Origin of the sequence: Microcoleus sp. B3-A4 (assembly GCF_036705385.1) — a bacterium.
In the GTDB taxonomy this organism is placed as follows: domain Bacteria; phylum Cyanobacteriota; class Cyanobacteriia; order Cyanobacteriales; family Microcoleaceae; genus Microcoleus.
In genome coordinates this window covers 84819-100678 of the sequence record NZ_JAUBUI010000014.1, presented here as the reverse complement: position 1 = coordinate 100678, position 15860 = coordinate 84819, and the positions used below count along the sequence as shown (strand labels likewise).

The 15860-nt window shown below is 45.6% G+C and carries 6 protein-coding genes and 2 pseudogenes; 4 read left to right on the top strand and 4 right to left on the bottom strand.

Annotated features, from left to right (window positions below):
• A partial coding sequence (locus QUB33_RS09285; protein ID WP_333349676.1) for an IS630 family transposase occupies window positions 1–545 on the bottom strand: 545 nt, incomplete at its 3' end.
• A gap of 407 nt (window positions 546–952) precedes the next feature.
• On the opposite strand from QUB33_RS09285, the gene QUB33_RS09280 reads away from it, so the two are divergent.
• A complete protein-coding gene (locus tag QUB33_RS09280; protein WP_333349674.1) occupies window positions 953–2947 on the top strand; it encodes an SUMF1/EgtB/PvdO family nonheme iron enzyme in 1995 nt (664 codons plus the stop codon).
• A gap of 23 nt (window positions 2948–2970) precedes the next feature.
• Here QUB33_RS09280 and QUB33_RS09275 read toward each other — a convergent pair whose 3' ends face one another.
• Together QUB33_RS09275 and QUB33_RS09270 are read right to left on the bottom strand one after the other, a co-directional pair.
• Window positions 2971–3531, bottom strand: coding sequence for a Uma2 family endonuclease (locus QUB33_RS09275; protein WP_333349672.1), 561 nt, complete (start codon window positions 3529–3531; stop codon window positions 2971–2973).
• A gap of 187 nt (window positions 3532–3718) precedes the next feature.
• Window positions 3719–5497, bottom strand: coding sequence for an EamA family transporter (locus QUB33_RS09270; protein ID WP_333349670.1), 1779 nt, complete (start codon window positions 5495–5497; stop codon window positions 3719–3721).
• Between the two features lie 536 nt (window positions 5498–6033).
• Here QUB33_RS09270 and QUB33_RS09265 point away from each other — a divergent pair.
• A complete protein-coding gene (locus QUB33_RS09265) occupies window positions 6034–9369 on the top strand; it encodes an amino acid adenylation domain-containing protein (protein WP_333349668.1) in 3336 nt (1111 codons plus the stop codon).
• A gap of 148 nt (window positions 9370–9517) precedes the next feature.
• Here QUB33_RS09265 and QUB33_RS09260 read toward each other — a convergent pair whose 3' ends face one another.
• Window positions 9518–10627, bottom strand: a complete 1110-nt coding sequence (locus QUB33_RS09260; RefSeq protein WP_333349666.1) for an alpha/beta hydrolase — start codon at window positions 10625–10627, stop codon at window positions 9518–9520.
• A 154-nt stretch (window positions 10628–10781) separates the two neighbouring features.
• On the opposite strand from QUB33_RS09260, the pseudogene QUB33_RS29640 reads away from it, so the two are divergent.
• Together QUB33_RS29640 and QUB33_RS09255 are read left to right on the top strand one after the other, a co-directional pair.
• Window positions 10782–10982: pseudogene (locus QUB33_RS29640) on the top strand (TubC N-terminal docking domain-related protein); the annotation flags it as partial.
• A gap of 33 nt (window positions 10983–11015) precedes the next feature.
• A pseudogene (locus tag QUB33_RS09255) lies at window positions 11016–15722 on the top strand (amino acid adenylation domain-containing protein); the annotation flags it as partial.
• Window positions 15723–15860 lie beyond the last annotated feature (138 nt).

The following is a 15860-nucleotide window of genomic DNA, read 5'->3' as shown; positions in this document are numbered from 1 at the left end:
ACCTGTAAAAGCTCTGGTGTTTGTTTAGTTATTCTTAAATACTCCGATAGCTTCTGTTTAAATGCTTCTCTTTCAATTGGATTTTGTTTATCCTCTAAACTATATTTAGCCCAAATATAAACGTATCTTTTTTTATGTAGTATCCTAGATATTTGGGAACTACTCAATTTAATTCCTGTGACCTTTTCTAAATATGTTGCTAGCCTGGCTGCTGTCCATCTCCCAAATTCATATCCATATTCTTCCGGAGCTTTGTCGATTGTATCTATCAATATTTTTTCATACTCGGGAGTGACTTTGCGAAAATTTCCTGGGCTTCTTTTATCTAAAAAACTCTCCAAATTATCTGGGTCGCCATGAACTGACCAATAAGCTACTGTTGTGTAAGCAATCTCCATAAATTCACTAATTTCTCGATAAGTTTTTCCGTCATTTATTAGCAATAAAATTAGAACTTTTTCCCTCACGTAATTATCGTCAGACTCTTTTAGTAGTTTAACGAGTCTCTGTTTTTGATCTTGAGATAGATGGTTTTTGGCTGGCATACATTATAACTAATGAGCGCTTATTCTATATTTAGATTATACAATCTAGCTGCGTATCAGCTTAGTCCGATAGTTCTTTGAGTGCGATCGCTTTTTGGTGGGGCGATCGCCGAGTTGTACTATACTGGACCCTGTAAAGCAATTACCAAGATCTCCAGACGAATATCGGCGGTAAGCGGGTTGCTAAAATAGGTCGATCGCGCTGGAATTTTTTGCCCTCAAATTGCTTTATTTGGATTAATTAGCGTTTTAAATTCTGCGTTCTACTTTCTCCGTTGCGGCGACACAAGCGGCGGGTAATGTCCACCCTACCGTCAATTGTCAATAACCAATTATTAATTGTTAGTATTCCATAAGGAAGCCAAAAAGATATATCATAACCTTAACCAGATCATTTCTTCCCAGATATGTTCTACTGTTCTAATCCCACCTGTTCTCATCCTTTCAATCCCGACAACTCTAAATTTTGTCAAAGTTGCGGCCAGCCCGACCTCACGCCTCTCTTCAGAAACCGCTACCGCGTGATTCGACTGTTGGGCGAAGGGGGATTTGGCAGAACTTATGAAGCGGTAGATACCGATCGCATGGACGATCCCTGCGTAATCAAGCAGTTTGTACCCCAATTTCAAGGAACCTCAGCACTTGAAAAAGCCTCACAATTGTTTAAAGAAGAAGCGAAACGACTTTACGAACTCGGCGAACATCCCCAAATTCCTCGATTAATTGCTTATTTTGAACAAGACAAGCGACTTTATTTAGTACAAGAGTTGATTGAGGGGCAAACTTTACTAGCAGAATTAACTCAGCAGGGTGCTTTTAGCGAAGAAAAAATTTGGCAGTTGCTGGCAGATATTTTGCCGATTCTGAAATTTGTGCACGATCGCCATGTCATTCACCGAGACATCAAACTTGAGAATATCATGCGGCGCCGCACCTCTGTTAACTCCTCCCTGCCAAAGGCGGGAAATTTTCGGAATTCAGCTTTCCGAAGGGGAGGGCGGGGAGAGTTAGTTTTGATAGATTTCGGCATTTCCAAACAAGTGACGGGCTCCCTGATGAGCAAAGTAGGCACGACGGTAGGAACGCCCGGATATTCGCCGGTAGAACAAATGCGCGGTCAAGTTTTCCCCGGCAGCGATTTGTACAGTTTGGGAATAACTTGCCTGAGACTGCTAACTCAATGTTTGCCAAAAGTTGACGGTTCCGATGACCTTTATGACCCGATAAACGGCGGCTGGATGTGGAGAGAACGGTTGCCAGCCGGCACAAAAATCAGCAGCGAGTTGACAAATGTTTTAGACAAATTAATTCAAGATTATCTCAAAAATAGATATCAATCTGCTGATGAAGTAATCAAAGCTTTAAATCTCTATTCTTTACCTCCCCAACCCCATTGTGCCAATGGAGGACAAGTTGGTATAAATCCTTTTAGGATAAAGGGAGGACAACTTGCTATCAATCCCCCGCTCAATGAAAGCGGGCAAATCCACAGCGATATCTCTGGTAATCCGAGAGAAAAATCCAACACCAATTCGTCAGTGAACCCAGCCTCCCAGAGAGTTGCTGCTGTCAAAAACACTTTTGAATTTCAAGTAGTGACAGTAGACAAGGGCGGGAAAACAACTAATGTTAACACCGGCAAAGCGCGTTTTTTTGAAGAACCTCTTGGTAGCCGTATAGTCATGGAAATGGTATCTGTTCGTGGCGGTACTTTCCTCATGGGATCCCCAAACGATCGGGGTGACAGCGACGAAAAACCACAGCATCCAGTAACTTTAGCATCTTTCTATATTGGCAAATTTCCAGTCACTCAGGCACAGTGGGCAGCAGTTGCAGCGCTGCCGCAAATTAAAATGTTTCTCAATCCCGATGCTGCCCGTTTTAAAGGTACAAATCGACCTGTAGAAAATGTATCTTGGTACGAGGCTGTGGAGTTTTGCGCTAGACTTTCTCGAAAAACTGGTAAGCGTTATCGCTTGCCTAGCGAGGCCGAATGGGAATATGCTTGCCGGGGGAAAACTACGGGGCCGTTTCACTTTGGGGAAACGATTACCAGCGAGTTAGCCAATTACAACGGAAATTCTAATTACGCTGACGCGCCGAAAGGAGTTTATCGGTTTCAAACTACAGATGTTGGTAGTTTTAAACCCAATGCTTTCGGATTGTACGATTTCCACGGAAATGTTTGGGAATGGTGCGCGGATTCTTGGCACAATAATTATAACGGTGCGCCTGCTGATGGTAGCGTTTGGGAGTCTGACGGGGACTCTTCGCTGAGATTGTTGCGGGGGGGTTCTTGGAACGATCATCCTCCGAATTGTCGCAGCGCGTGCCGCCTCAGATATCAGCCGGATTGTAAGGCTAGTATTGTGGGTTTTCGAGTGGTTCTTTCTGTTGTTTAAGAATGGCGATAGCTCTTTTTAACTTAACTAAAACTCAACCAGCTAAAAACTGTTTCAACAGTCAATTGTAACTCAATCCCATTAAGTATTGGCAAATCAGTTGCACCTTCGTACAGTTCTACTCTTTGCCCGGGAAATACCGCTAAAATACTTTCTTCTTCGGGAATCATTAACCACCCCAATTCAGTGCCTTGTTGCGAACAAGTAAGTAATTTAGCAAGCACTTTTGTTTGGCTTTGTTCGGGAGAAAGAATTTCAATCGCCCAATCTGGATAACTTTCAAAGCGGTTAGCAATTCTACCAGATGGTAGAAAGGGAATTCTTTCCCACCGGAATACTGCTACATCTGGGACAAGTGATACACCGCCGAAAGTGCAACGCAACTCTGGAAAAGCATAAGCAATTTTTGGTGTTTCGACTATTTGGTTGATGACATTGCAAAGCTTACCCTGCAATCTGCTATGTTCACCTTGAGGCATCGGTTTTTGAATAATTTCTTTGTTGATATATTCGGAAGCTGGTTCCGTTTCTGGAAGTTTTAGGAACTCCTCTAAGTTCGGCGAGATTTTAATGACTGTAGTCATAGGTAAAGTAGATTTTAGATTTTAGATTTTAGATTTTAGATTTTAAATTGGATATATACAGCGTATCCCAGGTTTATTAACAGCAGTAGGGACACGGCAGTGCCTTGTCCCTACGAGGATTGAGCGATCGATCGGCGGTTGTCATTCATCAACGTGGAATCTGCTGTATGAAGGACAAATTCTTGCCTTAACCAGCCTTCTTCTGAGGAGCCACTATGCGTTCCACACTCATAGCAGCCACGCTCAACGTCACCACAGCCATGCCCAGAATTGCCACCGGCTGCAACTTCTCATTGATAATTATAAACGCAAAAAGTCCCGTCATCGCCGGTCCCAAAGTGCCAATAACTGACGCTAAGGCCGCTCCCGCAAAGCGGATGGCAAAATTATTCAAAAGATAGCTAAACAGCGTCAGCACCCCTAAAACAACGCCTCCTATAATCAAACCCGGCCAAACATTTTGGTCGATTTGAGGAGCAAAATTGTCCGACAGTGGCACCCACAAACTCAGGGAAGAAAATACAAAAATCGCGGCGAAATTAACTAAACTAAAAGGAATTGGGTGCAGCTTGCCCGCAGCCATTTGCGTCAGCAATACGTAACCTGCAAAGGTAATCCCAGAAGCCAGTGCTGCCATGACTCCCACCCCGACATTGCCGCCGCTCCGAGCAGGGGCAGCAAAACTCGGGGACCCAGCCAAAATTAGGCCTGCGGTAATTCCCAACATCGCCCAAAAGCCGACTGTGCTGGGACGAGAGCCAAACAATATCCAAGAACCCAGTACGGTGACGATCGGATAAATAAAGAAAATCGTAATCGCAATCCCCGCTGGAATATTGCCGATCGCCAAATAAATCAAAACCTGAGACAAAAACAGAAAAAATGCGCTTCCTAAAACCTTGCTCCACAAAGCTCGATCGCCCGACTCGAACAACCGCCTAATATCTTTCCACACAGAAGGATACAGAAATGTCGCCAATATCGGCATCAAAGCCATCACCACGATCAGCCGCATCAACAAAATCAACAAAGAATTTCCAAAACCCCGAGTCACCACCCCCTCAACTTCAAACAAGCCAAAAATCATCCGAGGATTTTTGCCTTTAATCAAAATTCTTAAACAAACATTAAACAGCGACAATACCACCGCCGAAGACAAAGCCAGCACCAAACCAGCTTGCACTTGAGAAGGTGCTTTAGCAGTTGCAGCAGGCGCTGAAGAAGGCTGTGGCACGGATTCCCGCGGCCTTTCCGCAGGTGTTGGCGGCAGAAGTTGCGGGCGGACAGAATTAACAGAATTAGTTGATTCCTCGGGATAGGAATCTTGAGCATCGAAAGGATTCTCAAGATATTCTTCTTCTTCTTCTTCGAGTTCTTCCCTGATGCGGTTTACGAGATTTTGTAACAGCTCTTCCCCTTGCCGCTCTAGGGTTTGCATATTATTGAGTCGCACGGAAAGCTCGCTTTCATAGCTGCTCAAATCTTGTTCCAGCATCTGGAAACTGCGATCGATCCTTTCATCCAGCGCCGCCAGCAACTGCGAAGCCCGTTCGTCGTAGTTGCTCGGCGGCAGGGGTATGGGGAACTCGCCGCTGGGAATAGGGCTGCTGAGAGAATTTCCCGAGTTAGCGCTGAGTTCGTTGAACCGCTGCACCAACAAATCCTGCAAATTGTGAGCCAAAACTTGAGCCAACTGCTTCAGCCACAATTGCTGCTGCTGAATGTATCGCCCAGACAGAGATTCCATTTGCTGAGACTGCAATTTGCGATATTGCTCCCGGAGGTCTTCAATATCTTCAATCAGGTGATTTTTTTCAGTTTGCAGCCGAGTAATGTCCTGATTTAACTGGCCTTTGACATTTTGATGCAAAGCGTCCAGTTCTTGCATTACTGAGTGGAGGACTTCTTCTGCTGATTGTACTTCCTCTGGCTCGTCCTTTGACGAGTATACGTTCCGCTGCGCCATTAGCCTATAACCTCTAATTTAAACTGCACGTTCAGTGTTCTTAAGTATTTTGCCAAATCAGGCCGCAAGTTCTAGTGAGTGGCTCTAAAAGATTGCGGACACTGTTGAATCAATAGTAGTCGCTAAGCTACAAATGTGAGAAAATTGCGTGAAGCAAAGCTATCCCGCAGGGAATCCCCCCAAGAACACTTTGTGCAATTAGAAATCATACTACAGCTTGACCTCTCCACGGATTGCTCCCGGTAATTGTCGCATCTAACTCACCCGATTGCACCCGAATCACAAGCCTAATGACCCCTTCTGCGACTAAATTTGATTGGGGGGTGGCACTCCTAGCCCCTTAACGGATAACTTGATCCTGCAGCCAGAAACCCGGTTTCTTTTGTCCGCGTCTCTCCCGCACTTCCGCACCCAGATTTATTATATTAAAGGTTCCGATCTTTTGCTCGCGAAAGTTTTAAGAGGCGATCGCACCCTCAATAAGCAACCACACGCATCAAAAAATTAACACATCCCATCCCCGAAGAGCAACAGATATGGCATCCGAAATTTATGACAATTCCTTTACAAACGATATAGAAAAACTGAATATTTCTGAGGAAGCCGAAGTATGTGTCTTTCCGGCATCATTTGCCCAGCAGCGCTTGTGGTTTCTCGACCAATTCGCACCGGAAAACCCTTTCTATAATGTAGTAACAGCACTGCGCTTAACTGGTTCCCTAAACTTAACAGCCTTAGAGCAAACCTTCAACGAAATAGTGCAGCGACACGAAACTTTGCGAACCACTTTTTCAGCGGTAGCAGGTCAACCAGTACAGATAATCTCTCCCGCTTTCAAGACTCATTTAAAAGTATTAGACTTGCAAGATTTGCCGCCTGCACAACGGCAAACAGAAGCAAAGAAACTCTCCGCAGCAGAATCTCTTCGCCCTTTCAATTTATCCACCGGGCCGCTGATGCGAGTAACCATCCTGCGGCTGACAGAAACCGAGCATATTCTATTGCTAAATATGCACCACATAGCCTCCGATGATTGGTCGATCGGTGTGCTAATTCGAGAACTGGAGGTTATCTATACAGCTTTGATAAATCAACAGCCATCTGCCCTGCCAGAATTATCACTTCAATATGCCGACTTTGCCGAGTGGCAACGCGAATGGCTCCAAGGTGAAGTATTAGAAACTCAGCTAGCTTATTGGCGACAGCAATTGCACGGAATTTCTGTGTTAAATTTGCCGACCGATCGCCCTGCACCAGCTAGGCAAAATTATCGGGGAAAAACTCAATATTTAGAACTGCCTAAAAAGCTAAAAAACGCACTTTTAGCGCTCTCGCAGCGAGAAGGAGCGACTTTATTTATGACAGTGCTCGCAGCATTTCAAACTTTGCTTTACCGCTACTCGCAACAAGAAGATATTGTTGTAGGTTCGCCGATCGCCAATCGCAATCGCAGCGAAATAGAAGCATTAATCGGTTTTTTTGTCAATACTTTAGTTCTGCGAACAGACTGCTCAGGAAACCCCACATTTCGAGATTTTTTGGGCCGGGTGCGGGAAGTAACCCTGGGAGCTTATGCTCACCAAGATTTGCCTTTTGAGAAGCTAGTCGAGGAATTGCACCCAGAGCGCTCGTTGAATCGCCACCCGCTGTTTCAAGTGGTATTCGGGCTGCAAAATGCGCCGCTGGACGAGCTAGAATTGCCAGAATTAAAGTTGAGTTCTTTCCCTTTGGAGACTCAAACCACGCGCTTTGATTTAGAGCTGTATTTGTGGGAAGCTTCCGATAATTTTAGGAGCAGATACGGCGAAGATTGGGAAGATTCGGAAGGACTCCGAGGGTTAGCTGTGTACAATACAGATTTATTTGATGAAGTTACGATCACCCGAATGCTGAGGCATTTTAAAACGCTGCTGGAAAGCATTGTAGCTAATCCCGAACAAAGAATTTCTAACTTACCTTTATTGAGCGAGGATGAAGTGAATCAATTATTCAGAGAATGGAACGATACTCGCACAGATTATCCTCAAAATAAGTGCATTCATCAGTTATTTGAAGAGCGAGTTGAGCAGCATCTGGAGGATGTCGCCCTAACTTTCGACAGCCAGCACCTTACTTACAGAGAACTCAACAGTCGCAGCAACCAACTGGCGCGCTACCTACAAAAACTGGGCGTGGGGGCGGAGGTTTTAGTGGGGCTTTGTGCAGAGCGATCGATCGACCTAATTGTCGGAATGTTGGCTATACTGAAAGCGGGAGGGGCTTACCTACCGTTAGATCCGAGCTATCCGCGCGATCGGCTAAACTTGATGCTGGAAGATGCTCAAGTTAAAGTCTTGCTAATTCAAGATAAATTGATTGAGAATTTCCGAGACTTCTCAAACTCGGTGATTTACTTCGATCGCGACTGGGAAGACATAGCCAAAGAAAGCGCCGAAAATCCCGCCAACACCGTAACAGCAGACAACCTAGCTTACGTTATTTACACATCTGGCTCAACAGGAAAACCGAAGGGAGTTGCTGTCACCCACAAAGCAGTAAATCGGCTGGTACTCAACACCAACTATATAAAAATAGAACCTACCGATAAAATTGCCCAAGCATCAAACGCTTCATTCGATGCAGCCACATTCGAGATTTGGGGAGCCTTGCTTAACGGCGCTCAACTCGTGGGAATTAGCACAAATATTACCCTTTCGCCTCACGATTTAGCCTTAGAACTGCGCCAACAAGGCATCACAGTTTTGTTTTTAACAACTGCCTTATTTCAACAAATTGCTAGAGTTTTACCGCAAGCTTTTAATTCGCTGCGCTGCTTGCTGTTTGGCGGAGAAGCAGTCGATATGAGATGGGTTAAAAAACTTCTAAAACAGGCGCAAACTACTCTATTAATTCACGTTTACGGGCCTACAGAAAATACCACATTTTCGGCTTATTATTGCGTGCAAGACGTACCCGAAACCGCAACATCTATCCCCATCGGCCGCCCGATCGCCAACACGCAAATTTATCTCCTGGATGCGGATTTGCAGCCGGTGGCGATCGGTGTTATGGGTCAATTGTATCTCGGCGGTGACGGACTGGCAAAAGGCTACCTCAACCAGCCGGATTTAACTGCTGCTGCATTCATTCCTAATCCTTTTAGCAATAAATCGGGTTCTAGCCTTTATAAAACAGGTGATTTAGGCCGCTATTTAGCTGACGGCAACATCGAGTTTTTAGGCCGCGTTGACGACCAAGTAAAAATTCGCGGCTACCGCATCGAATTGGGAGAAATTGAAGCGGCTTTGTGCCAGCATCCACAAGTGCGCGAAGCAGTAGTAATTGTGAGGGAAGACATCCCCGACGATAAACATTTGGTAGCTTATGTTATTCCTGACGGCATCAATGAAAAATCAGAAATTTCCAATCTAAAATTAAGTGAATTGCGCCAATTTTTGAAAGAAAAGTTACCAGGATATATGGTTCCTGCAACTTATGCAGTGTTGGAGAATATGCCACTGACGCCTAATGGCAAAGTAGACCGCCGCGCCTTGCCCGATCTAGAGACAGACAGCGAGGATATAACAGAAAATTATGTAGCGCCTAGGACTGATCTCGAAAAGGCGATCGGGAAAATTTGGGCGAAAGTTTTGGGAAAACAGCAGGTTAGTATCTACGATAATTTCTTTGAGCTAGGTGGGCATTCCCTGCTAGCAACTCAGTTGATTTCTCGCATCCGAGACGCTTTGCAAGTCGAGTTATCGGTCAGCAATTTGTTTGAGGCTCCGACTGTGGCGAGTCTGGCAAAATACATTGAAACAATGCGCTGGGCTGCGAAAGGTTGGGATACTCCCAGAACCGACGAAAATGAGCGAGAAGATGTGGAATTTTGAGGTTGGCGCAAATAAATCGGTGCTGTGTAATAGTTTTTCAAGGGCGGGCGTCCCGCCCACCCCACAAAAAACTTAATGTCTTGTGGAACAGGCATCTTGCCTGTTCTTGAGAATGCTGAAATATCTCAGTTTTAACTCACATTTTTAGTCACGAAATTTCAGTGCAGAATGCCCTGACAGCATCTGCAAACTGCTGGTTGTGCTCGATTAATGCCATGTGTCCTCCTCGCTTTATAGTAACTAGCTCTGCTTGAGGTAATTCTGCTTTCATTCGCAGGCTAGCTGGGGGGGTAGTCGCGATATCTGAATCGCCGCAGATCACCAACACTGGAATGTCAATTGATGGCAAAGTTTTTGTTTCGTCAAATTTGAGCATTCCCAGTGTGCCGCGAGCGAGAACGCCGGGAGAACCCAAGGCTGATAAGAAAGCTGAGAAATCTAATTGACCGCGCGTTTCAGTGCCTTTAAATCCCGATACTTCTACACTGATGTACAGTGAACCATTGAGATAGCTCAGCCAAGTCATTCCCCACATAATGGGTTCAAGAGCTATGGTGAGGTAGAGCAGAGGTTGGAGCAGCGGCTTTTGCAAAGCGCGTAATAAACCGCTAAAAATAGCAGTTTTGAGGGGATTAGTATAAGTCGTATCTACCAGAATTAAACCAGCTACTCGACTACCCAGAAGTTCTGGAAAAAGCCGACTGAATGTTAGAGAAATCATGCCGCCCATGCTGTGTCCGAGTAGGATAACAGGTTTAGTTCCTGCTATGGCAATGACTGCTTCGAGATCGCGGGCAAATTTTTCTAGGGAGTAGTCGCTGTTTTTTGGTCTAGTGGATTTTCCCAAACCTGGAAGATCCCAAACAATCACTCGGAAGCGATCGCTTAGTTGCCGTTTCGCGTAATACCAAACCATACTGTTCGGCCCCCAACCATGTGAGAGGATAATCGGCTGTCCGTCCTCTGGGCCGTAGAATTCTACTTGTAAAATAGTGCCATCAGGCCTCTCTACCCGCTGCACCGTACCCGTCCGCGTCGGCTTGGGTTCGTCAGCACCGGGGCGGCGGAACAGGGGCAAACTGATAAAGCGGCCGCCAACAGACCAAAGAAGCATCAAGACTCCGCTGACTAAGTAGGAAATCCCTACAAGTTCGCCGATGTACCATTCGTAAATAATGTATATACCTCCGCCAAGTACCCCGACGGACAGCAATCCCACCAGCCATAGAAACAGAAAATTGAAGGGCATGAACGGCATAAGCTGAAACCTTGGGTAGAATTTGGGTTGCGGATTCACACAGAATCATACTCAGGTTAGGCCACAGTAAGCAAGCGGTAAGTTAAGCTCTTAACTTGTGCGCTGGTGGAATTTAATTTATTGATTTGCCCAAGTAATGACAGGATGACTCAAAATGCCCGATCCAAAAATATCGAGTTCATCGCCAAATGCCAGAGATTCTGTCAGGGTGGAGTTAGTTGAGTTTTTATCTTACCTTCGCAGTCTAGATATTAATATTTTTGTTGAGGGCGAGATCCTGCGCTGCAACGCTCCCGAAGGAATTATTACACCCGAACTACGGGTCGAAATTTCTCATAAAAAAGCCGAAATTATTTCCTTTTTAAAAGCAGCTAATCGTACTTCTAGTTTAACTCCTACACCGATTGTTCCTCTGGGGCGGGACGGAAATCTACCGCTTTCCTTTGCACAGCAGCGCTTGTGGTTTCTCGACCAATTAGTACCGAACAATCCCTTCTATAATGTTCCCGCAGCATTGCGTTTGACAGGTTCGCTCAATTTTTCGGCGCTGCAACAAACCTTCAATGAAATTGTGCGCCGCCACGAAGCTTTACGCACGACTTTAGCAGTAGTTTCGGGGCAACCTGTTCAGAGAATAGGTGCCGCTTTCCACCTCCCGATTAATGTAGTGGACTTGCGAAACTTGCCAAAGGAATCTCGACAAACTGAAGCAAACAGGCTCACGGCCCAGGAAGCTCAACGCTCTTTCAATTTATCCAATGACTTGTTGCTGCGAGTCACATTATTGCAGTTAGATGATGCCGAATATTTACTAATGCTGAATATGCACCACATTGTCTCCGATGGTTGGTCTATCGGAGTGCTAATTCAGGAATTAGGCGCGCTTTACACGGCATTTGCTAGCGAAAAACCTTCGCCTTTACCGGCTTTGTCGATCCAGTATGCTGATTTTGCAAAATGGCAGCGCGAATGGCTGCAAGGGGAAGTTTTAGAAACGCAGCTTGCTTACTGGCGACAGCAGTTAAACGGCATTTCTATGCTAAATTTGCCTGCGGATCGCCCCAGGCCAGCAATTCAAAGCTACCGAGGCAAAAGGCAATTTTTGCAACTGCCAAAACAACTGAGCGAGGCTTTAGAAACGTTGAGCCAGCGCGAAGGAGTGACGCTGTTTATGACAATGCTGGCAGCTTTTAAAACGTTGCTTTATCATTACGCGCAGCAAGAAGATATTGTTGTAGGTTCGCCGATCGCCAATCGCAACCGCAGTGAAATTGAAGCATTAATCGGTTTTTTTGTCAACAGTTTGGTGTTGCGTACAGATTTGTCGGGAAATCCCACTTTTCGGGAACTTTTAAACCGAGTCAAAGAGGTAGCATTAGGAGCTTACGCTCACCAAGATTTGCCGTTTGAGAAGTTAGTAGAAGAACTGCACCCCGATCGCGCGTTGAACCAAAATCCCTTATTTCAGGTGGCGTTTGCGCTGCAAAACGCGCCGGGGAATCGGTTAGAATTGCCAGAATTAACACTCAGCCCGCAGCAGTTAGATGTGGGTACAGCGCGGTTTGATTTGGAGTTTCATTTGTGGGAGCGATCGCCCAACAGCTCGGGAAGCAACCAATCGCCCAGCAATAAGCTGTGGGTTGATAGCTCGGAGGGTATCGGCGGCATGGTTATTTACAGCGCCGATTTATTTGATGAAGCTACGATTACCCGCCTGATCGGGCATTTTCAAGCCTTGTTAGAAAGCATTGTGACAAATCCCGAACAGCGCATAGCAAACTTGCAATATTTGAGTTCCCAAGAGCGCGATCGTTTGTTAGTTGAATGCAACAATACTCAAGCGGATTATCCGCAAGATTTGTGCATCCATCAGCTATTTGAAATGCAGGCCGATCGGACACCGGATGCGGTGGCGCTGGTATTTGGAGATGAGCGAGTCACCTATCGAGAGCTAAATCTCCGCAGCAACCAACTAGCACGTTATTTGCAAAAAATGGGGGTTGGGGCGGAAGTTTTAGTCGGGCTTTGCTGCGGGCGATCGCTCGATCTGATCGTGGGGATGTTGGGTATCCTGAAAGCGGGAGGAGCTTACTTAATTTTAGATCCGAGTTATCCTGCTGAGCGATCGAGCTTTATGGTAAAAGATGCTCAATTATCTGTTGTGTTAACTCAGCAGCAATGGGTAGAGAATTTGCGCTCGCCCAATTTACAGATAGTTTGTTTAGACACAGACTGGGAGATGATTTCCCAAGAAATCGCCGACAATTCCACCAGCGCAGCCACAGCCGAAAATCTGGTTTACGCGATTTACACCTCCGGGTCCACGGGAAAGCCGAAAGGAGTGGAAATTGAGCACGGGAGCTTGTTAAATCTCGTTTTTTGGCATCAAAGAGAGTTTGGGGTGTCAGCGGGCGATCGAGCAACGCAAATTGCAGCGATCGGCTTTGATGCTTGCGGGTGGGAAATATGGCCTTATCTCGGCGCGGGAGCTAGCATCTACTTTCCAGAAGATGACATTAGGCGAGATCCTGAAAAACTGCAAAACTGGTTAGTATCAAAAGCCATCACCATTAGCTTTTTGCCAACACCTTTAGCCGAGAAAGTTTTGCTATTAGATTGGCCTCAAACAACAGCGTTGCGAATCTTGCTCGCAGGCGGCGAAAAACTGCAACAACATCCTTTAAAATCCCATCGATTTAAGCTAGTAAATAATTACGGCCCAACCGAGAACACCGTCGTCACAACTTCCGGTTATATTCCTGTAACAGAGCAAACAGACATCGCCCCGACAATTGGCCGCCCCATTGCTAACACTCAAATCTACATATTAGACAAATATTTGCAGCCAGTGGCGATCGGCGTTGTTGGCGAATTGTACATCGGCGGAAACGGACTCGCTCGCGGCTACCTCAACCGCCCCGATTTAACCGCAGAACGATTTATTTCCAATCCTTTTAAACCAAATTCAGGCACCATTCTCCATGACTTGTTTAGGAACAGGCAAGATGCCTGTTCCACAAGAGATGAATTTTATTGTGGAACAGGCATCTTGCCTGTTCTCGATAATGGTGCAACATCTCAGTTTAAACCAAATTCAGGAGAGCGAATTTACAAAACCGGCGATTTAGTGCGCTACAGAGGCGATCGCAACCTTGAATTTTTAGGACGCATTGACGAACAAGTAAAAATTCGCGGTTTCCGCATCGAATTAGGAGAAATCGAGACACAATTAGCTCAACATCCGGCCGTGCAGCAAACTGTAGCAATAGCTTCGGAAGATGGACAGGGAGATAAACGTTTAGTAGCTTATATTGCCCTGAATGCAGAATATAGCAGTGCCAGCGAAAAAAACCAAATAATGCAATTGCAGGACGAACAGGTTTTGCAGTGGCAAATGCTCTACAATGAAACTTACAATCAACCTGCTGTTGAGTCAGATCCAACCTTTAATATTGTGGGCTGGAATAGCAGTTATACTAATCAGCCAATCCCAGCAGAACAGATGCGCGACTGGGCGAACAATCAAGCCGCCCAAATTTTAGCCTTGCAGCCTAGCCGAGTGTTAGAAATTGGCTGCGGTACAGGTTTGTTGCTGTTCCAAATTGCGCCTTGCTGCACTCAATATTGCGGAACAGACTTTTCACCTATTTCGCTCAACTATATTCAGCAGCACTTGGCAAATCAACAGTTAGCTAATGTAACGCTGCTTCAGAAAATGGCGACTGACTTTGAAGGAGTAGAGACAGCAGCTTTTGACGCAGTAATTCTCAATTCTGTCGTGCAATATTTCCCGAATATAGACTATCTCGTGCAGGTGCTAGAAGGTGCGGTGAAAGCAACTGCTCCCGGCGGCTTTATATTCATCGGAGATGTCCGCAGCTTGCCGTTGCTGGCAGCTTTCCACGCTTCGGTACAACTGTATCAAGCCGAACCTTCTCTCGCGGGCGAACAGTTGCAGCAGCGAGTACAAATGCAAATTTTTCAAGAAACAGAGTTAGTTATTGAACCAGATTTTTTTAGCGCATTAAAGCACCGCTTTCCGCAGATTGGCAGCGTAGAGATTCAATTAATTCGCGGTAGTTATCACAATGAGTTAACTGATTTTCGGTACAATGCTATTTTGCATATTGCGTCTGAAACAGCACGCCCAAAATCATCGTCAAAAGGGGAGTGGGGCGCAGAAAAACGGCTGGATTGGTCTGCTGAAAACCAGAATCTGACTGTTACCAATATCCAACAAATATTATTGCAAAAAAATCAACTCGATGTTTTAAGAGTTGCTAATGTGCCTAATGCGCGGGTAACTGCTGCGGTGAAAGCGGCAGAATTGCTGTCTGTTGTCGATAAAATTCCAACAGCAGGTCAGTTGCAGAAAGCCGTGGAAAAAGTCGAGGATTTAGGAGTCGATCCCGAAGCGTGGTATGCTTTGGAAGTTCCGTATAATGTTAATATTAGTTGGTCTAATTCTGACAGTCAAGGGCGCTACGATGTAGTGTTTGCACGGGGCGAAACTAGAGATTTTGTGCGAGAAACCAGAAGCGATAACTTGCGTCCTTGGCGCTCTTATGCTAACAATCCCTTACAAGCTAAAGCAGCGCGTAAATTAGTGCCACAGTTGCAGGCTTATCTAGCAGAAAAACTGCCGGAATATATGATTCCGTCGGCTTTTGTGGTGCTGGAGTCGCTACCTGTGACGGCTAACGGAAAGGTCGATCGCCTCGCTTTGCCTGCACCGCAGCCGATTAAGTTAGAATGGGCTGGCGGTTATGTTGCGCCTCATACTTCTATTGAGGAAGTTTTAGTCAAAATTTGGGCTGAGGTTTTGGGGATAAAGCGAGTGGGTATCCGGGACAATTTCTTTGAATTAGGAGGCCATTCGCTGCTGGCGACTCAGCTTGTTTCTAGAGTGCGAGATGCTTTCGGGGTAGAGTTGCCTTTGCGCCGGGTTTTTGAAGCACCGACAATTGCAGAATTATCTAAGATTGTGGAAAGTTTAAAAGATAAGAATGCTAAAAGTGAAGCTCCGGCTTTAGTGCCGATTTCGCGCGATAGTCGGCGGCGGAAGCTATCATCTTTTAATAAACCTCTTGCATAAATTTTTGATCGGTCAACCGCAGATATAAGGCAGATTAACGCAGATTAACGCAGATAATTTCAAGAGAGTTTGTGAATGAGTGCAAGAGATATAATCTAGAAAGTTAATAAAAATGATGGCTGTTGAACAGGTGCAATT

Bases quoted from the DNA above. Each gene is read 5' to 3' on its own strand.
- QUB33_RS09260 (WP_333349666.1), bottom strand. From the start codon at position 10,627: ATGCCGTTCATGCCCTTCAATTTTCTGTTTCTATGGCTGGTGGGATTG.
- QUB33_RS09265 (WP_333349668.1), top strand. From the start codon at position 6,034: ATGGCATCCGAAATTTATGACAATTCCTTTACAAACGATATAGAAAAA.
- QUB33_RS09275 (WP_333349672.1), bottom strand. From the start codon at position 3,531: ATGACTACAGTCATTAAAATCTCGCCGAACTTAGAGGAGTTCCTAAAA.
- QUB33_RS09270 (WP_333349670.1), bottom strand. From the start codon at position 5,497: ATGGCGCAGCGGAACGTATACTCGTCAAAGGACGAGCCAGAGGAAGTA.
- QUB33_RS09280 (WP_333349674.1), top strand. From the start codon at position 953: ATGTTCTACTGTTCTAATCCCACCTGTTCTCATCCTTTCAATCCCGAC.